The organism is Teichococcus aestuarii, from assembly GCF_003116135.1.
In the GTDB taxonomy this organism is placed as follows: domain Bacteria; phylum Pseudomonadota; class Alphaproteobacteria; order Acetobacterales; family Acetobacteraceae; genus Pseudoroseomonas; species Pseudoroseomonas aestuarii.
Map to the genome: position 1 here is coordinate 181,831 of NZ_PDOA01000003.1, position 18,347 is coordinate 200,177.

At 70.5% G+C, this 18,347-nt stretch carries 18 protein-coding genes; 11 read left to right on the plus strand and 7 right to left on the minus strand.

Annotation, left to right across the window (positions count from 1 at the left end):
• Positions 1-4: 4 nt before the first annotated feature.
• From carB to CR165_RS06285, 3 genes are all read left to right on the plus strand, one after another.
• On the plus strand, positions 5-3,247 hold the full coding sequence (gene carB / locus CR165_RS06275) for a carbamoyl-phosphate synthase large subunit (protein WP_109516119.1): 3,243 nt from the start codon (positions 5-7) through the stop codon (positions 3,245-3,247).
• A gap of 147 nt (positions 3,248-3,394) precedes the next feature.
• Positions 3,395-3,868: a transcription elongation factor GreA gene (greA, locus tag CR165_RS06280; protein WP_109516120.1), complete on the plus strand. Its 474-nt coding sequence runs from the start codon at positions 3,395-3,397 to the stop codon at positions 3,866-3,868.
• 2 nt (positions 3,869-3,870) lie between these two features.
• Positions 3,871-5,121, plus strand: a complete 1,251-nt coding sequence (locus CR165_RS06285) for a threonine ammonia-lyase (protein WP_245906174.1) — start codon at positions 3,871-3,873, stop codon at positions 5,119-5,121.
• A 47-nt stretch (positions 5,122-5,168) separates the two neighbouring features.
• Here CR165_RS06285 and CR165_RS06290 read toward each other — a convergent pair whose 3' ends face one another.
• Positions 5,169-5,651 carry an Lrp/AsnC family transcriptional regulator gene (locus tag CR165_RS06290; RefSeq protein ID WP_109516121.1) on the minus strand — a complete coding sequence of 161 codons (483 nt, stop codon included), beginning with the start codon at positions 5,649-5,651 and terminating at the stop codon, positions 5,169-5,171.
• A 137-nt stretch (positions 5,652-5,788) separates the two neighbouring features.
• Between CR165_RS06290 and trxB the strand changes: the two genes are divergently transcribed.
• The 7 genes from trxB to CR165_RS06325 all read left to right on the plus strand — a co-directional run bounded on the left by trxB (position 5,789) and on the right by CR165_RS06325 (position 11,548).
• The gene (gene trxB / locus CR165_RS06295; protein WP_109516122.1) at positions 5,789-6,769 is read left to right on the plus strand and encodes a thioredoxin-disulfide reductase; all 981 of its coding nucleotides are present in this window, start codon (positions 5,789-5,791) and stop codon (positions 6,767-6,769) included.
• Between the two features lie 6 nt (positions 6,770-6,775).
• A complete protein-coding gene (locus CR165_RS06300; RefSeq protein WP_109516123.1) occupies positions 6,776-7,669 on the plus strand; it encodes a LysR family transcriptional regulator in 894 nt (297 codons plus the stop codon).
• A 285-nt stretch (positions 7,670-7,954) separates the two neighbouring features.
• Positions 7,955-8,323, plus strand: coding sequence for a hypothetical protein (locus CR165_RS06305; protein ID WP_109516124.1), 369 nt, complete (start codon positions 7,955-7,957; stop codon positions 8,321-8,323).
• A 101-nt stretch (positions 8,324-8,424) separates the two neighbouring features.
• Entirely contained in the window at positions 8,425-9,426 is a 1,002-nt protein-coding gene (locus CR165_RS06310; protein ID WP_109516125.1) for a tripartite tricarboxylate transporter substrate binding protein, read from the plus strand.
• Positions 9,427-9,473: 47 nt separating this feature from the next.
• Positions 9,474-10,253: a siderophore-iron reductase FhuF gene (fhuF, locus tag CR165_RS06315; protein WP_109516126.1), complete on the plus strand. Its 780-nt coding sequence runs from the start codon at positions 9,474-9,476 to the stop codon at positions 10,251-10,253.
• Between the two features lie 62 nt (positions 10,254-10,315).
• Positions 10,316-10,642, plus strand: coding sequence for a multidrug DMT transporter permease (locus tag CR165_RS06320; RefSeq protein ID WP_109516127.1), 327 nt, complete (start codon positions 10,316-10,318; stop codon positions 10,640-10,642).
• Positions 10,643-10,666: 24 nt separating this feature from the next.
• The gene (locus CR165_RS06325; protein WP_109516128.1) at positions 10,667-11,548 is read left to right on the plus strand and encodes an alpha/beta fold hydrolase; all 882 of its coding nucleotides are present in this window, start codon (positions 10,667-10,669) and stop codon (positions 11,546-11,548) included.
• 54 nt (positions 11,549-11,602) lie between these two features.
• Here CR165_RS06325 and CR165_RS06330 read toward each other — a convergent pair whose 3' ends face one another.
• The 4 genes from CR165_RS06330 to CR165_RS06345 all read right to left on the minus strand — a co-directional run bounded on the left by CR165_RS06330 (position 11,603) and on the right by CR165_RS06345 (position 15,035).
• Positions 11,603-12,190, minus strand: coding sequence for a type 1 glutamine amidotransferase domain-containing protein (locus CR165_RS06330; RefSeq protein WP_109516129.1), 588 nt, complete (start codon positions 12,188-12,190; stop codon positions 11,603-11,605).
• Between the two features lie 82 nt (positions 12,191-12,272).
• On the minus strand, positions 12,273-12,773 hold the full coding sequence (locus CR165_RS06335) for a DinB family protein (RefSeq protein WP_109516130.1): 501 nt from the start codon (positions 12,771-12,773) through the stop codon (positions 12,273-12,275).
• A 61-nt stretch (positions 12,774-12,834) separates the two neighbouring features.
• Entirely contained in the window at positions 12,835-13,839 is a 1,005-nt protein-coding gene (locus CR165_RS06340; protein ID WP_245906177.1) for a GNAT family N-acetyltransferase, read from the minus strand.
• The gene (locus CR165_RS06345) at positions 13,836-15,035 is read right to left on the minus strand and encodes a pyridoxal phosphate-dependent aminotransferase (RefSeq protein ID WP_109516399.1); all 1,200 of its coding nucleotides are present in this window, start codon (positions 15,033-15,035) and stop codon (positions 13,836-13,838) included. Before CR165_RS06345 ends, CR165_RS06340 begins: the two co-directional genes overlap by 4 nt.
• A gap of 151 nt (positions 15,036-15,186) precedes the next feature.
• On the opposite strand from CR165_RS06345, the gene CR165_RS06350 reads away from it, so the two are divergent.
• Complete coding sequence (locus CR165_RS06350; protein WP_109516132.1) at positions 15,187-16,212, plus strand: zinc-dependent alcohol dehydrogenase; 1,026 nt, start codon at positions 15,187-15,189, stop codon at positions 16,210-16,212.
• A gap of 60 nt (positions 16,213-16,272) precedes the next feature.
• Here the strand turns inward: CR165_RS06350 and CR165_RS06355 are convergent, their stop codons facing one another.
• Together CR165_RS06355 and CR165_RS06360 are read right to left on the minus strand one after the other, a co-directional pair.
• On the minus strand, positions 16,273-17,475 hold the full coding sequence (locus CR165_RS06355; RefSeq protein WP_109516133.1) for a pyridoxal phosphate-dependent aminotransferase: 1,203 nt from the start codon (positions 17,473-17,475) through the stop codon (positions 16,273-16,275).
• Positions 17,476-17,646: 171 nt separating this feature from the next.
• Positions 17,647-18,015 carry an SPW repeat domain-containing protein gene (locus tag CR165_RS06360; protein WP_146201838.1) on the minus strand — a complete coding sequence of 123 codons (369 nt, stop codon included), beginning with the start codon at positions 18,013-18,015 and terminating at the stop codon, positions 17,647-17,649.
• Positions 18,016-18,347: the final 332 nt, after the last annotated feature.

Below are 18,347 nucleotides of genomic sequence, written 5' to 3' on the forward strand. Positions count from 1 at the left end.
CCCGATGCCGAAGCGTACAGACATCAAGTCCATCCTGATCATCGGGGCCGGCCCCATCGTCATCGGCCAGGCCTGCGAGTTCGACTATTCGGGCGCGCAGGCCTGCAAGGCGCTGCGGGCGGAGGGCTACCGGGTGATCCTGGTGAACTCCAACCCCGCGACCATCATGACCGACCCGGGCCTGGCGGACGCCACCTATATCGAGCCGATCACGGTCGAGATGGTGGAGAAGATCATCGCCAAGGAGCGCCCGGACGCGCTGCTGCCGACCATGGGCGGCCAGACGGCGCTGAACACCTCCCTCAAGCTGGCCGAGGCCGGCGTGCTGGAGAAGTATGGCTGCGAGCTGATCGGCGCCAAGGCCGAGGTGATCGACAAGGCCGAGGACCGGCTGAAGTTCCGCGACGCGATGACCAAGATCGGCATCGAGAGCCCGCGCAGCCACATCGCCCACACGATGGAGGAGGCGCGCGCCGGGCTGGAGCTGGTGAAGCTCCCCTGCGTCATCCGCCCCTCCTTCACGCTGGGCGGCACGGGCGGCGGCATCGCCTACAACCGCGAGGAGTTCGAGCAGATCGTCTCCGCCGGCCTCTCCGCCTCGATGACCAACGAGGTGCTGATCGAGGAGAGCGTGCTGGGCTGGAAGGAGTACGAGATGGAGGTGGTCCGCGACACCGCGGACAACTGCATCATCGTCTGCTCCATCGAGAACCTGGACCCGATGGGCGTGCACACCGGCGACTCCGTCACGGTGGCGCCGGCGCTGACGCTGACGGACAAAGAATACCAGCGCATGCGCGATGCCTCCATCGCCTGCCTGCGCGAGATCGGCGTCGATACCGGCGGCTCCAACGTGCAGTTCGGCATCAACCCGGTGGATGGCCGCATGGTCGTCATCGAGATGAACCCGCGCGTCTCCCGCTCCTCGGCGCTGGCCTCGAAGGCGACGGGCTTCCCGATCGCCAAGATCGCCGCCAAGCTCGCCGTCGGCTACACGCTGGACGAGCTGAAGAACGACATCACCATGGTGACGCCGGCCAGCTTCGAGCCGACCATCGACTACGTCGTCATCAAGATTCCCCGCTTCACGTTTGAGAAGTTCCCCGGCACGCCGGCGACGCTGACCACCTCGATGAAGTCGGTGGGCGAGGCGATGGCGATCGGCCGCTCCTTCAACGAGGCGCTGCAGAAGGGCCTGCGCAGCCTGGAGACCGGCCTGTCGGGCCTCGACGATATCGCCATGGCCGACAACAGCCGCGAGGCGCATATCGCCTCGCTGGCCACGCCGAAGCCGGACCGCGTGCTGAACGTGGCGCAGGCGCTGCGCGCCGGCCTGACGGTGGAGGAGATCCACGAGGCCTGCCGCTTCGAGCCGTGGTTCATCCGCGAGATCGAGAAGATCGTCCGCGCCGAGGAGGGCGTCCGCGCCGAGGGGCTGCCGCAGGACGCGCACGGGCTGCGCCGGCTGAAGGCGATGGGCTTCTCCGACAAACGCCTCGGCGTGCTGAGCGGCCAGAGCGAGGCGGCGGTGATGCAGCACCGCCTCGGCCTCGGCGTGCTGCCGGTGTTCAAGCGCATCGACACCTGCGCCGCCGAGTTCGCCTCCGACACGCCCTACATGTACTCGACCTACGAGGGCGGCTTCGGCACCCCCGCCTGCGAGAGCCGGCCGACGGACCGCAAGAAGATCGTCATCCTCGGCGGCGGGCCGAACCGCATCGGCCAGGGCATCGAGTTCGACTATTGCTGCGTCCATGCCTGCTACGCGCTGCGCGAGGCCGGCTTCGAGACCATCATGGTCAACTGCAACCCCGAGACCGTCTCGACCGACTACGACACCTCGGACCGCCTCTACTTCGAGCCGCTGACGGCCGAGGACGTGATCTCCCTGATCCGCAAGGAGCAGGAGAAGGGCGAGGTGCTGGGCTGCATCGTGCAGTATGGCGGGCAGACGCCGCTGAAGCTCTCCCAGGCGCTGCACAAGGCGGGCATCCCGATCCTCGGCACCTCCGCCGAGGCCATCGACATCGCCGAGGACCGCGAGCGCTTCCAGCAGCTTCTCAAGGGCCTCGGCCTGCAGCAGCCGCAGAACGGCATCGTCCGCACGCTGGACGAGGCGGTGGTCGAGGCCGAGCGCATCGGCTACCCCGTGGTGGTGCGCCCCTCCTACGTGCTGGGCGGCCGCGCCATGGAGATCGCCTACAACCGCGAGCAGCTTCTGCGCTTCGGCCAGGAGGCGGTGATCGTCTCCGGCGAGAACCCGATCCTGATCGACCAGTACCTGCAGGACGCCATCGAGGTGGATGTGGACTGCATCGCCGACGAGGACGGGCAGGTCTATGTCGCCGGCGTCATGGAGCATATCGAGGAGGCGGGCATCCATTCGGGCGACAGCGCCTGCTCGCTCCCCCCCTACTCCCTCCCCCCCTCGGTGGTCACCGAGCTGAAGGCGGAGACGGAGGCGATGGCCAAGGCCCTGAAGGTGAAGGGCCTGATGAACGTGCAGTACGCGGTGAAGGACGGCGAGATCTTCGTCCTCGAGGTCAACCCGCGCGCCTCGCGCACGGCGCCCTTCGTGGCCAAGGCCACCGGCGTGCCGATCGCCAAGATCGGCGCCCGCGTCATGGCCGGCGCGAAGCTCTCCGAGTTCAAGCTCGACGACGAGGCGGTGAACCGGCACGTCGCAGTGAAGGAGGCGGTGTTCCCCTTCAACCGCTTCCCCAATGTCGATGTCATCCTCGGGCCGGAGATGAAGTCCACCGGCGAGGTGATGGGGCTCGACGCCTCCTTCGAGCGTGCCTTCGCCAAGGCGCAGCTCGGCGCCGGCGTGAAGCTGCCGCTGGAGGGCGCCGCCTTCGTCTCGGTGAAGGACACCGACAAGAAGGGGGCCATCTCCTTCGTCCGCCGCCTGTCCGACATGGGCTTCCGCATCCTGGCCACGCGCGGCACCGCCGCGGCGCTGCGCGAGGCGGGGCTCGCCGTGACGGTGGTGAACAAGGTGATGGAAGGCCGCCCGCATTGCGTGGACGCCATCCGCAATGGCGAGATCCAGCTCGTCATCAACACCACCGGCACCGGCCAGGCGGTGGCGGACAGCTTCGACATCCGCCGCGGCGCGCTGACCCATGGGGTGCCGCACTACACCACCATGGCCGGCGCCCGCGCCGCGGTGCACGCCATCGCCGCGCTGAAGGCCGGAACTCTTGAAGTGGCGCCCCTACAGGCTTACTTTCCTCCTTCGTTCTGAAGGGCGGGGCGGGGCAGGCTGCAAGGCCCGTCCCGCCCGATCCATGTTTCCCGCCAATGGCATCCGCAGGGGCAACCGCCCTGGGGTGCCGGAAGGCCGCCGGGTCCTGCCCGGCGGCCGTTGCCGCGTATGAAGGAAAGATCTGCCGTGCAGAAATTCCCGATGACCGCCGAAGGTCTCGCCCGACTTGAGGAGGAATTGCGGCATCTGAAATCGGAGGAGCGCCCCGCGGTGATCCGCGCGATCGCCGAGGCCCGCGAGCATGGCGACCTGTCCGAGAACGCCGAGTACCATGCCGCGCGCGAGCGCCAGTCCTTCGTCGAGGGCCGCATCGCCGAGCTGGAGAGCATCGTCCCCTCCGCCGAGGTGATCGACGTCTCGAAATTCTCCGGTGACCAGGTGCGCTTCGGCGCCACCGTCACGGTCATCGACGAGGAGAGCGAGGAGGAGAAGACCTACCGCATCGTCGGCCAGTACGAGGCGGACACCAAGCAGGGCTCCATCTCCATCTCCTCGCCGCTGGCCAAGGCGCTGCTCGGCAAGAAGCTCGGCGACTCCGTCGAGGTGCCGGCCCCCGGTGGCGCGCGCGCCTACGAGATCGCCAAGGTCCGCTTCGTCTGACCATGCCGAGCCGCAGCCTGCCGGGCATGACGCTCGACCTGCCCGCGCCCGGCCTCGTCACCCTGGCCGATGTGCGGGAGGCCGCCACCCGCATCCAGGGCGCGGTGCTGCGCACGCCCATGGTGCCGGCCCCCGTCATCGGCCGCGCCGCCGGCTGCGAGGTGTGGCTGAAGCTGGACAACCTCCAGGCCACCGGCGCCTTCAAGGAGCGCGGTGCCGCCAACCGGCTGGCGCTGCTGACGGCGCGGGAGAAGGCCACCGGCGTCATCGCCATGTCGGCCGGCAACCACGCCCAGGCGGTGGCCCGCCATGCCAGCCTGCTCGGCATACGCGCCACCATCGTCATGCCGCGCTTCACGCCCGCCACCAAGGTGGTGCGGACCGAGAGCTGGGGCGCCACCGTGGTGCTGCATGGCGAGACCCTGGCCGAGGCCGCGGCGCACGCCCATGCGCTGGCGCTGCGCGAGGGGCTGACCTTCATCCACCCCTATGACGACCCGGGCGTGATGGCCGGCCAGGGCACCATGGCGATCGAGATGATCGAGGACGCGCCGGGGCTGGACACGCTGGTCTTCCCCGTCGGCGGCGGCGGGCTGCTGGCCGGCTGCGCCGCCGCGGCGCTGGAGCTGAACCCCGGCCTCACCGTCTATGGCGTCGAGGTGGAAGGCTACCCGGCCATGGCGCAGCGCCTGGCCGGGCAGCCCGTGGCGGTCGGCGGCCCGACCATCGCCGAGGGCATCGCCGTGCGCGATGTGGGCGAGGCCCCCTACGCGCTGCTCAGGAGCCTCGGCATCGAGGTGCTGGTGGTGCCGGAGCGGGCGGTGGAACAGGGCGTGGCCCTGCTGGCCGAGGGCGCCAAGGTGGTGGCCGAGGGCGCCGGCGCGGCCGGCGTCGCGGCGCTGCTGGCGCATCCGGGGCGCTTCGCCGGCCGCAAGGTCGGCACCCCGGTCTGCGGCGGCAACATCGATGCCCGGGCGCTCTCCAACGTGCTGCTGCGGCAGTTGTTGCGGGATGGCCGCATCCTGCGCCTGCATTTCGACATCCCCGACCGCCCCGGCGTGCTGGCCGACATCTCGAAGCGCATCTCGGATGCGGGCGGCAACGTCATCGAGGTGAAGCACCAGCAGCTCTTCGGCGCGCCCACGGTGCAGTCCACCGAGCTGGAGCTGATGATCGAGGTGCGCGACGCCGCACAGGGCAATGCCATCATCGCCGCGATGGAAGCCGCCAACTACGTGGTGCGGCGGGGTTGAGGGCGCGCGGGGGAGGCAGGCCCTCCCCCGCCTTGCCGTACGCTTCCTTATTTCACGTCCAGCGGCACGCCGGGCACTTCCTTGGCGGTATGGATGGTCTGCAGCGTCGTCACCCGCCCCACATTCGGCGCGGCGGTCAGGCGGTTGGTCAGGGCGTTCTCATGCGCCGTGTCGCGCGCCACCAGCCGCAGCAGGAAATCGCCTCCGCCACGGATCATGTGGCATTCCCGCACCTCCGGCCAGGTGGTCACCTCCGCCTCGAAGGCGGAGAGGATGGCGTGCTTCTGGCTCTCCAGCCCCACCACCGCGAAGAAGGTGATCTGCCAGCCCAGCGCCACGGGGTCGATGTCGGCATGGTAGCCGCGGATGATGCCGCCCTCCTCCAGCCGGCGCACCCGGCGCAGGCAGGGCGGCGCGGAGAGCTCCACCCGCCGGGCCAGCTCCACATTGGTCATCCGGCCATCGGCCTGAAGTTCCGCGAGGATCTGGCGGTCTACCGCATCCAGGTTGTCGATCGTTTCAGGCTTCATCGGAACCGTTTCGTTGCTCGAGCGGCGTTTCAGGCGCAATATCCTTGCACGAGCCCTTCTATTCAAGGCATCGGGTTGCGGGGAAACGGGTTCTTTCCGATATCCTGCGACAACAGAGCGATTCCGGGACCAAGCCCTTGTCTGAACTTCACCGCACCCGCCTTCTGATCCTCGGGGCCGGCCCCGCCGGCTACACGGCGGCCATCTACGCCGCCCGCGCCGGGCTGGAGCCGCTGATCGTGGCCGGCATGCAGCCGGGCGGGCAGCTCACCATCACCACCGAGGTCGAGAACTATCCCGGATTCGCCGCCCCCATCCAGGGCCCCTGGCTGATGGAGCAGATGCGCGAGCAGGCCGAGCATGTCGGCGCCCGCATCCACCACGACCTGATCACCGCCGTCGACTTCGCCGCCGGCCCGCCCTTCCGCTGCACCGGCGATTCGGGCGACAGCTACGAGGCCGAGGCCGTGGTCATCGCCACCGGCGCCCAGGCCAAGTGGCTGGGCATCCCGGGCGAGAAGGAGCTTTCCGGCTTCGGCGTCTCGGCCTGCGCCACCTGCGACGGCTTCTTCTACCGCAACAAGGACGTCGCAGTGATCGGCGGCGGCAACTCCGCGGTGGAGGAAGCGCTTTACCTCTCCAACCTGGCGCGGCACGTGACGCTGATTCACCGCCGCGACACGCTACGGGCGGAGCGGATCCTGCAGAAGCGGCTGATGGCCAAGAGCAACGTGACGATCCTCTGGAACACGCTGACCGAGCAGGTCCTGGCGGAGACCGGGGGGCGCACGCCCGTGGCACGCGGCCTCGCCCTGCGCGACCGCGACACCGGCCAGGCGCGGGAACTGGCGGTGGATGGCGTCTTCGTCGCCATCGGCCATGCCCCGGCCACGAGCCTGTTCAAGGGACAGCTGGACATGGATGCGGAAGGATATCTGGTGACGGCCCCTGATTCGACGCGGACCAGCCGGGCAGGCATCTTCGCCGCCGGCGATGTGCAGGATCGTGTCTACCGCCAGGCGGTGACGGCCGCCGGCACCGGCTGCATGGCGGCGCTGGAGGCGGAGAAGTTCCTCGCCGAGCGCGAGGACGCCGCCGCCACCGCCGAAGCCGCCTGACCCGCCATGCCGCTCGATTGGGACAAGCTCCGGGTCTTCCACGCCGTCGCCGAGGCGGGCAGCTTCACCCATGCGGGTGAGTCGCTGAACCTCAGCCAGTCGGCCGTCTCGCGCCAGATCCAGGCGCTGGAGGAGGCGCTGCAGGTGCCCCTCTTCCACCGCCATGCGCGCGGCCTGATCCTGACGGAGCAGGGCGAGACGCTGAACCGCACCGTGCGGGAGGTTTTCGCCAAGCTGGCGATGACCGAGGCGCTGCTGACCGAGAGCCGGGAACGCGCCGCAGGCCGGCTGAAGGTGACCACCACCACCGGCTTCGGCACCACCTGGCTGGCGCCGCGCCTGCGCCGCTTCATGAGCCTGCACAGCGACGTGACGGTGACGCTGCTGCTGGACGACGCCGATCTCGACCTCGCCATGCGCGAGGCCGATGTCGCCATCCGCATGCACCCGCCGAAGCAGCCGGACCTGATCCAGCGGCATGTCGCCACCTTCGGCTGGAAGGTGGTGGGCTCGCCGGAATACCTGAAGCAGGCCGGCATCCCGCAGCGGGCCGAGGATCTCGATGCCCACCGGCTGATCGTCTATGGCGATTACCGGCCACCGGTGGAAAGCATCAACTGGCTGCTGGAAGCCGGGCGCCGCCCCGGAAGCCCGCGCCGCGCGGCGGTGGAGGTGAACAGCCTGCCCGCCATGCTGCACGCCGTGCGCTCCGGCCTCGGCCTCGCCGCCCTGCCCGACTACATGGGCGACGACCTGCGCGACCTCATTCCGGTGCTGGGCGACCTCAAGGCGCCCCGCATCGACGCCTATTTCGTCTATCCGGAAGAGATGCGGCATTCCAAGCGTGTCGGCGTGTTCCGCGACTTCCTGGTGTCCGAACTGGCCAGCCTCAACGGCTGAGGGAGGACGCGAAAACTTCATCATGCGCGGAACGCATGGCGGAGTGGCGATATTCGACCTACGCGCATGCTGCGACGCACATTAGGGTCTCTTCATCCGGCGACTAGGTCGGAAAGGGTCTCTGACCCTTCGTCTCCCAGACGTGAAGCCTCCCTGTATGACTGGCCTGGAAAACTCTGTTTTCCGGGCCTCTTTTTTTGGCTTCCCGCTTTCGGTGACGTTGGCCTTTCCCCATGCGGCCAGGAAGGGTATCGACCCTGGCTTGGCAGAGAGGGGAAAGCCGGCATGGGCCGCAAGCGTTCCAAGAGCATCCCGAACACCCGCGCTCCTCGTCTGGCCGGCCCGTCCTCGGCGCCACCTCAGGGAGCGGCCGCACAGGGTGAGGTCGAGCGTCTGCGGCAGGAGCTGGAGGAGGCCCGCGCCCTGCTGCGCGAGATCAGCCAGGGGCCGGAGGGCGAGAGGAGCCGGGTGGCGCGCCGCCTCGCCACGCTGGAGGAGGAACGGCAGATCGCCCGCGGCCACGCGGTGGAGGCCGCCCTCGCCCGCTCCCGCGCGGAGGCCGAGCTGAAGGCGTTGCGCGACGCCATCCACAAGGCGCCGGGCCTGCAGGGCTGGCTGCTGCGGCGCGCCAGCCGCCACCTGCTGAAAGGCTGAGGCACGCGGTCTTTCCCGAGTCTGGCTTCGTTACCGGCTTGCCCGGCGGCTGTCCTGCGGCAGAGTGGGGCGGCAACGAACGACAGACAGGGGAAACGTCCATGCCCAGCAGCTTCACACCCGGCCTCCCGCGCCGCCAGGCGCTCACGCTAGGCGCGGCGGGCCTCGCCGCGCTGGCGCCCGGCGGCGGGGCCCGGGCCGAGGCCTGGCCGGCCCGGCCCATCCGCATCGTCGTGCCCTATGCGCCGGGCGGCACCACCGACATCGCCGCCCGCCTGGTCGGCGAGCAGCTTTCCCGCCGCCTCGGCCAACCGGTCGTCATCGAGAACCGCCCCGGCGCCAACAGCATCCTGGGCGCCGGGGTCGTCGCCAGCAGCCCGCCCGATGGCTATTCCTTCGTCATGGTGATCGGCGCGCACGCCGCCAACGCCACGCTGTTCAAGGGCCGCCTGCCCTTCGACCCCGTGGCGGATTTCGCCCCCGTCTCGCATGTCGTCTCGGCGCCACTGATCCTGGCCGGCAGCGGGAAGATGCGGCCCCGCACCCTGCCCGAGCTCCTGGCCGAGGCGAAGGCCAAGCCGGGAGCGCTGAACTTCGGCTCCAGCGGCATCGGCGCGGCGGCGCACCTGACGATGGAGGATCTGCAGGCGCGCACCGGCACCCGGCTGGTGCATGTGCCCTATCGCGGCACCCAGCCGGCGCTGCAGGACCTGATCGCCGGCAACATCAGCGCCATGTTCGACACCTACTCGACCCTGCGGCCGCAATTCGAGGCCGGCAACGCCCGCCCGCTCGCCATCGCCAGCGCCGCCCGCCCGCCCTTCGCGCCGGACATCCCGACCTTTGCCGAAGCCGGCGTGCCGGATTTCGTCTCCTCCACCTGGTGCCTGCTGCTGGCGCCGGCCCGCACGCCGCCCGAGATCGTGCGCCGCGTCTCGACCGAGATCGCCGCCATCGTGCGGGAGCCGGCCACCGTGCGGAACCTGGAAGGCATGGGCTTCGAGACGGTGGGTGGCACGCCGGAGGAGGCGGGCCGCTTCCTGGAGGCCGAGATCGCGCGTTGGGCGGCGGTGATCCGCGCCGCCAATGTGCAGGTGGAGTAGCGCGGGGCCGGCGGCGGGGCCAATTGCCCCGCCGCCGCGGAAATTGGATGCGAACGCTTCTCATCCGCGCTATGCAGGGGCGCATGACGCCTTTCCCCTTCCTCACCGGCCCCCTGACCCGCGCCGGCGCAGGGCTGGTGCCGCTGGGCACGCCGGGCCCTTCGCTGCCGCTGGCCACGCTGATGGCGCCCGGCGGCGTGGAGGCGATCCTGGCGCCGCTGCTGCGCCGCCAGCCGGGGCAGGACCGGCGTGCCCTGCTCTCACTGTGGAGCCGGCACTATTTCTACACCCTGATCCCGCCGGTGGTGCTGACGCTGCTGCTGGCGCATCGCAGCCTGCCGCTGGCGCCGCAGGGCGGGGCGGTGATGCTGACCGAGCAGGGCATGCCCGCCGCCATCGCCCTGCCCGATGCCGGGCGCGAGGCGCCGCCCCCGGCCGACGCCTTCGCCCGCTTCGCGCCGCTGGTGCAGGAGCATCTGGCGCCGCTGATCGCGCATTGGGCGGCCGAGGCGCGGCTGGCGCCCCGGGTGCTCTGGGCCAACGCCGCCAGCTACTTCGCCTGGATCGTGCGGGAGGCCGCCACCGCCGAGGGCGCGCCGCCCGGCAGCGCGGCGCCAGGCCAGGCCGTCATCGAGGCCACGCACTGGCCAGATGGCTCGGCCAACCCGCTGCACGAGCCGATGCGCCTGCTGGAAGGGCCGGAGGGGCCGCAGCACTGGCGCAAGGTCTGCTGCCTGCTCTACCGCCTGCCGGAACGCCAGGAATGCCCCTACTGCCCCCTGCTGCTGCGCGGCGGCGACAGGAAATCCTGCGGCGGCGCAGGCTGAGCTCAGGCAGGCCCATCTTTGCGGCTTGGCAAGGGGCGCCGGCTTGGCTACCCGGCTGAGGCATGGACACCTTCATTCCCGCGCTGCTGCTGCTCTCGGGCGGTGCCTTCATCCACACCCGCTCCAACGTGCCAGAGCTGCGCCCGGCTTCCGACGCGGCCGACACGATCTGGAAGCTCCTGGCCAGGCTGGCCTTCTTCCTGTGGATAGGCCTGCTGGTGTGGGGCATCTACATGCGGCCGCTGACCACCGCCGCGGTGGGCTTCGGGCTGTCGCTGGTCTTCAACCTGCTGCTGGCCAGCCGTGGCCCCCGCAGCATCTGGCCGGGCCTGTCCATGGGCTTCTGCGCGGCGGGGCTGGCGCTCGGCGTCTATACCGTGCTGGGCTGAGCCCTCCGGAGAGGAGGAAACGGCATGATCTTCGAGGGATTCGTCCTGGAGGAACGCGATGTCGCGGGCCAGACGCTGCGCCTGCGCCGGGGGGGCGAGGGCCCGCCCCTGCTGCTGCTGCACGGCAACCCGCAGACCCATGCCATGTGGCACCGCGTCGCGCCCCTTCTGGCCGAGCGCCACACGGTGATCTGCCCGGACCTGCGCGGCTACGGCTTCTCCGGCAAGCCGGGACCGACCCCCGACCATGCGCCCTACGCCAAGCGCGCCATGGCGGCCGACATGCTGGGTCTGATGCGCGGCCTCGGCCATGAGCGCTTCCGCGTGCTGGCGCATGACCGCGGCGCCCGTGTGGCGCACCGACTGGCGCTGGACGCGCCGGAGGCGGTGGAGCGCCTCGCCCTGCTCGACATCGTGCCGACGATCGAGCATTTCGAGCGCACCGACATGGCCTTCGCGCTCGGCTACTACCACTGGTTCTTCCTGGCGCAGAAGCACGACCTGCCGGAGCGCATGATCCTGCGCGACGTCGAGGACTGGTTCGACCTGCAGACCTCGCGCGAGCCGAAGGACAGGGGCTTCTTCCACCCCGAGGCGCGTGCCGACTACCTCGCCGCGCTGCGCCGGCCCGGCACCGTCACCGCCATCTGCGAGGATTACCGCGCCGCCGCCACCATCGATCTGGAGCATGACCGCGCCAGCCGCGCGGCGGGGGAGAAGATCCGCTGCCCGCTGATGGTGCTGTGGGGCGAGAAGGGGAAGATCGGCCAGTGGTACCGGCCGCTGGAGCTGTGGCAGGGCTATGCCGCCGGGCCGGTCAGCGGCGGCCCGGTGCGCAGCGGCCACTACCTCGCCGAGGAGGCGCCGGAGGCGGTGCTCGCGGCGGTCGGGCCGTTCCTGCGCTGAGGACGTGAAAAGGGCCGGGGGATGCCTCCCCCGGCCCGGTTTCGCACAGGCCGTTCAGGCGGCGCGGCGGGGGCCGTGGTTGCCCTCGCGCACCTCCTCGATGATCTTCGCGACGAAGGCATCGAGATCCTCGGGCGAGCGGCTGGTGACGATGCCCTGGTCGGTCACCACCTCCTGGTCCAGCCAGTTGGCGCCGGCATTCTGCACATCGGTCTTGATCGAGGCGAAGGAGGTCATCTTGCGGCCCTTCGCCAGCCCGGCCTCCACCAGGATCCACGGGCCGTGGCAGATCGAGGCCACCACCTTGCCCTTGGCGGCGAAGTCCCGCACCAGGCCGATGACGGCGGGGTTCACGCGCAGCTGGTCCGGGTTCAGCACGCCGCCGGGCAGCACGATGGCGTCGTAGTCATCGGCGGCGGCCTCCTCCAGCTTGCGGTCCACCGGCACCTTGCGGCCCCAGTCCTCCGGCTGCTTCTGGCCGTCCCAGGCGACGATGCTGCCGGGCTCGCGGGTCTTGCCGGGCGCGGCCACATGCACGGTGGCACCGGCGGCGCGCAGCTTCTCCAGCGGCACGAACAACTCGGATTCCTCGAAGCCGTCCGTGGCGAGAATCAGGATCTTGCTCTGCTGAATGTCAGGCATGTCGTGGTCTCCCTTGCGTGTCGCGGGGAGAACACGGAAGGCGCGGGGGAGTTTTCGCCCCCCCCTGCCCGCTTTGCGCGGGTCAGGGCAGCACGAGGAACAGGTCGGTATCCCCGGTCCGGGCGCCCTCGGCCGTCAGCAGGGCGTGGGCCTGGCCGCGATGATGCGTCTGGTGGTTGAAGAAATGCACCACCAGCAGGGCCATCGGGCGGGTCACCTCGCGGCCGGCGGCGCCGCTGTACCAGGTGAGGTCGCCCGCCAGCCGCGCCGCGTCCAGCCCCGCCGCCCAGGCCTCGATGCGCGCGTCGAGCGCCACGCGGGCGGCTTCCAGCGCGGCGAAGCCGGGGATCATGCCGGCGCTCTCGGGCAGCCTGGCCGGCGGCGGCGGCCCGCCATCGAAGCGGCTCATCCACTGCATGTCGCCCCAGACCAGATGGCAGAGCGTACCATGCAGCGAGCCGAAGAAGGCACCGCGCGGGCGTGTCCGCGCCGCCTCGTCCAGCCCGGAGGCGGCGGCGTAGAAGCGGCGGTTCATCTCGCTGTTGTAGGCCGCCATGGCGCGGCAGTATTCCGGCGTGATCATTCCGCCAGCGTAGGACAAGGGCGGGCGGCCCGGAAGGGGTGCCCCCCTCCCGGCCCGGCCCTCAGAGCGTGCGGTAGAGCAGCAGCTGGTCGGTCAGCGCGCCCGTGGCATCGCGCGAGAAGCCCGGGATGCGCCCCGCCGCCACCCAGCCCCGGCTGCGGCACAGCGCCTCGGCCGCGGCGCCGGCACGGATGTCGAGCGTCAGCAGCGAGCGGCCGATGCCGCGCGCCGCCTGCTCCACACGTTGCATCAGCGCCCGGCCGATGCCCCGGCGGCGGAAATCCGGATGCACCAGGAGCTGCTCCACCACGGCGCGGTGCGCCTGGTCCTGCGGCATGGCGAGGTTGAGCTGCACCGTGCCGGCCACCCGCCCCTCCTGCCAGGCCACCAGCAGCAGCTTGTTGCCCAGCGCCGCCTCGCCCGAGACGCGACGCCAGAAGGCGCGCGCCGTCTCAAGGGAGAGCGGCGGCAGGTGGCCGGTGGCGGCGCCATCGGCCACGCAGGCCACCAGCATCTCCGCCAGGCTGCGCTCGGCGCTGGCGGCGGCGGCGGCGTCCAGCGCCTCCACCGCCAGCCCGACCAGCGGCTTGGCGTAGCGGAATTCCAGCGATTTCGAGATGTCGTCGAGGATGCGGATGGAGCCGGAGCGGACATAGCCGCGCTTCTCGTAGAAGCGGTGCGCCGCCTCGAAGCGGGTGTCCGTCCAGAGCACGATCCGCTGCGCGCCCTGGGCGCGGGCATGCTCCTCCGCGCCGCCGAGCAGGGCATGGGCGAGGCCGGTGCCGCGCTGCGCCTTCTCGACATACATCTTGCAGATCTCCCAGGCGCGATCGGAGCCGAGCGGCCGCGTGGCCACCATGCCCACCACGCGCCCCGCCGCCTCCGCCGCCCAGAGCGCGCCGCCGGCCGCCGCGAAGTAGCTGGCGAGCGCCCGCAGCTCGGGCACCTCGCCATCCACGTCGAGGATGCAGTTCGGGTACTCGCCCCAGGCATCGCCGACGAGGCGGATGAAATCCGCCGCGTCCGCGTCCCGCCCGGCGCGCAGCGTGAAGCCGGCGCCGCTCACGCCAGCTCCCGGCAGAACTCCTGGATGCGCGCGCAGGCCTCGCGCAGGCTCTCCGTGTCGGTGGCGTAGGAGATGCGCAGATAGGGGCTCATGCCGTAAGCCGTACCCTGCACCGTGGCCACCAGCTTCTCCTCCAGCAGCGCCAGGGCAAAGTCGGTGTCCGTCTCCAGCTTGCGGCCGCCCTTGCTGGTTTTGCCGATGCAGCCGGCGATGTCGGGGTAGACGTAGAAGGCGCCCTCGGGCTTGTGGCAGACCATGCCGGGGGCCTGGTTCAGCATCTCCACCACCAGGTCGCGCCGCTCGCGGTAGATGGCGGCACGCTCGGCGACCAGATCCTGCGGCCCTTCCAGCGCGGCCACGGCGGCGGCCTGGCTGATGGTGCTGATGCCGCTGGTGAGCTGGCCCTGCATGTTGGTCATCGCCTTGATCAGCGGCTTCGGGCCGCCGGCGAAGCCGACGCGCCAGCCGGTCATGGCATAGGTCTTGGAGGTGCCGTTGACCGTCAGCACCCGGTCCTTCAGCCGCGGCTCGACATCGGCGATGGTGCAGAAGCCGCCCTCATAGACGAGGTGCTCGTACATGTCGTCGGTCAGGATCCAGACATGCGGGTGCTTCAGCATCACCGCCGCGATCGCCTGCATCTCCGCGCGGGAGCAGGCGGCGCCGGTCGGGTTGTTCGGAAAGTTCAGGAACAGCCACTTGGTCTTCGGCGTGATGGCCGCGTCCAGATCCTCCGGGCGCAGCTTGAAGCCGTTGTTCTGCGGGCAGTTGACGAAGGTGGGCGTGGCCGTCGCCAGCTTCGCCATGTCGGCGTAGCTGACCCAGTAGGGGGCGGGGATCAGAACCTCGTCGCCCTGGTCGCAGGTGGCGAGCAGCGCGTCCATGATGATCTGCTTGCCGCCATTGGCGACGATGATCTCGTCCAGCGCGTAGTCGAGGTTGTTGTCGCGCTTGAACTTCTTCTGCACCGCCTTCTTCAGCGCCGGCGTGCCGTCGGTCGGCGGGTACTTGGTGTCGCCGGAGAGCGCCGCCTGGTGCGCCGCCTCGATGGCATGGGCGGGGGTGGCGAAGTCGGGCTCGCCGGCGGCGAGGCTGATCACCTTCTTGCCTTCGGCGGCCAGCGCCCGGGCACGGGTGCCCATGACAACGGAGGCGGAGACGGCAATGTCGTTCAGACGACCGGCGAGGGCGGGCATGGCTGGGATGATCTCCGACATGTCAGGCGAACAAGGGGGCGCAGCCTAGGCCCGGCCGCGCCGCGCGCCAAGGTGGCGCGCGCTTGATGCAGCGCAAGGCGCCCTGCCGCCCCGCCCCGTAGCGTGCCGCACGCAGCAGAAGGATTGGCAGATGGCCAGGATGATGCGGGCCGCCGTGGCGCGGCAATTCGGCGCCCCCCTGACGATCGAGGAGGTGCCGGTGCCCGAGCCCGGGCCCGGCCAGGTGCTGGTCCGCCTCGCCGCCACCGGCGTCTGCCACACGGACCTGCACGCGGTGAAGGGGGACTGGCCGGTGAAGCCGCGCCCGCCCTTCATCCCGGGGCATGAAGGGGTGGGCCATGTGGCCGCGCTGGGCGCCGGGGTGCGGCGGGTGCGGGAGGGGGACCGCGTCGGCGTGCCCTGGCTGCACACCGCCTGCGGCGGCTGCCCGCATTGCCGCACCGGCTGGGAGACGCTCTGCGCCCGCCAGCAGAACACCGGCTACTCGGTCAACGGCACCTTCGCCGAATACGTGGTGGCGGATCCGGACTATGTCGGCCTGCTGCCGGACGCGCTGGATTTCGGCCCGGCCGCACCGGTGCTCTGCGCCGGCGTCACCGTCTACAAGGGGCTGAAGGAGACGGAGGCGCGGCCCGGCGAGTGGGTGGCCATCTCCGGCATCGGCGGGCTTGGCCACATGGCGGTGCAGTATGCCCGGGCCATGGGGCTGCACGTGGCGGCCGTGGACGTGCACCCGGAGAAGCTGGAGCTGGCCCGCAACCTCGGCGCCGACCTGGTGGTGAACGCGCGGGAGCAAGACCCGGGCGAGGTGCTGCAGCGCCGCGCGGGCGGCATGCATGGCGTGCTCGTCACCGCCGTCTCGCCCGCCGCCTTCGAGCAGGCCTTCGCCATGCTGCGGCCGCACGGCACCATGGCGCTGGTCGGCCTGCCGCCGGGCCGCTTCGCCATGCCGATCTTCGACACGGTGCTGAAGCGCATCACCGTGCGCGGCTCGATCGTCGGCACGCGGCAGGACCTGGAGGAGGCGCTGGCCTTCGCCGGAGAGGGCAAGGTGGAATCCCACTTCAGCTGGGGCCGGCTGGAGGAGATCAACGACATCTTCGCCCGCATGGAGCGCGGCGCGATCGATGGCCGCATCGTGCTGAAGCTGGGCTGAGGCACCCCGCGCCCGGCGGAGGGCGGGCGGCGCGCCGCCCGCCCTCCCCCTCCGCTCAGGTCACTTCAGCCCGGCGCAGAAGCGCTGGATGCGCGTGCAGGCCTCGGTCAGCGAGGCGTCGTCGGTCGCGTAGCTGATGCGGAAATGGCCGGGGAACATGAAGGCCGAGCCGTGCACGGCGGCGACGCCCTCATCCTCCAGCAGCGCGGTGACGAAATCCTCGTCCGTCTCGATCTTCTTGCCGGAGGCCGTGGTCTTGCCCAGGCAGCCATGGATCGAGGGGAAGACGTAGAAGGCGCCCTCGGGCACGATGCAGTGGATGCCCGGCGCCTGGTTCAGCAGCCCCACCACCAGGTCGCGGCGGCGCTCATAGACGACGCGCATCGCCTCGACCGAATCCTGCGGCCCCGTCAGCGCCTCGACGGCGGCGGCCTGCGAGATGGAGGAGGTGTTGGAGGTGGACTGGCCCTGCAGCTTGTCCATCGCCTTGATCAGCTTCACCGGCGCGCCGGCGAAGCCGATGCGCCAGCCGGTCATGGCGTAGGCCTTGGAGCAGCCATTCATCGTCACGGTCCGCTCCTTCAGGCGCGGCTCCACCGCGACCAGGGTGCGGGCCTTGAAGCCGCCATAGGTCAGCTTCTCGTAGATGTCGTCGGTGAAGATCCAGATGTCCGGGTGGCGCAGCAGCACCTCGGCCAGCGCCTTCAGCTCCTCCGCGCTGTAGGCGGCGCCGGTGGGGTTGGAGGGGTTGTTCAGCATGAACCACTTGGTGCGGGGCGTGATCGCCGCCTCGAGCTGCTCGGGCGTGATCTTGAAGCCCTGGTTCTGCCCGGCCGGCACGATCACCGGCTTGCCCTCGGCCAGCGTCACGATGTCGGGGTAGGAGACCCAGCACGGCGCCGGGATGATCGCCTCGTCGCCGGCGTCGATGGTGGCCAGGATGGCGTTGAAGATCACCTGCTTGCCGCCGGTGGAGACGACGATCTCCTCCGGCTTGTACTCCACCCCGTGCTCGCGGCGGAAATAGGTGGCGCAGGCCTCGCGCAGCGCCCTGGTGCCGGCGACATCGGTGTAGCGGGTCTCGCCCTTCTCGATCGCCGCGATCGCCGCGTCCTTGACGTTGCGGGGGGTGTCGAAATCGGGCTCCCCGGCCGAGAGGCTGATGACATTCTTGCCCTCGGCCTTCAGCGCCCGCGCCTTGGCGGTGATGGCGATGGTCTGGGAGGGGGCGATGCGGTCGAGCCGCTCGGCGATCAGGTTCATGGAAGGATGGGTCCAACTCGAAAGACGGCGGACCCTAGACCCCAGCCGGCCGCCCCGACAAGGCGCCATGCCGCCCGGCGGGGCCGATTCCGCCATGGCGCGGCGCCAAGGCCGGGCCGACCGTTCCGCCACCGCTCTGGCAGCCCCTGCCCTGCCCGCGGGGGAGCGGCCCTAGTCGCGCAGCGGAGCGGGCAAGGTGTCATCCGTCCTCCGGCTCAGCAGCACGACACCGATCGCCAGCACCCCGAGCACCACATGCGGCACCCAGACCTCCTCCGAAAAGCCGAGCAGCCAGGGGGAGGCCAGCAGGGCGAGCGCCGCCACCACATCCAGCACCAGATGGATGCGGAAAGGGATCAGCTTCAGCAGACCCAGCCGGTAATTGGTCAGCAGGCTGTAGAGGATGGCCCCGAAGCCGAAGGCCCAGAACACCATGCGTGCCGGTTCCTGCCAGGCGAAGCCGAGGAAGTACGGTATTCCGATTAGTACGACGCCATAGATATAGTCGATCAGGGCGTGAATGCTGCGGGGTATGAGCATCGACATTCCTCCGGAGTCACGAGACGGCTCGCCGGACGTTCCGGCCACCCGGACGCCGGGCTCAATGGCCATCGTTCTCGGGCAGGGCCGGCATCGTCCGCAGAGAGGGTGTGCCGGGAACAGCACCAGCCCCCTCCAGGGACCTCATCTTCGCCAGCGGTATCCTAGCTGTCGCCGCCGGCCCCCTCCGACCCCGCACCGTCATCAGACGCAGGGCCAGGCGGCGTGCGGTTCAGCACCTTCCTGGCCATGGCGTCCGGGTCCTGCGCGGGCCGGCCACCCTCCGGGCTGAAGGGCCGCCCTTCCACATCGGGCTCATGATCGGCGGGGAT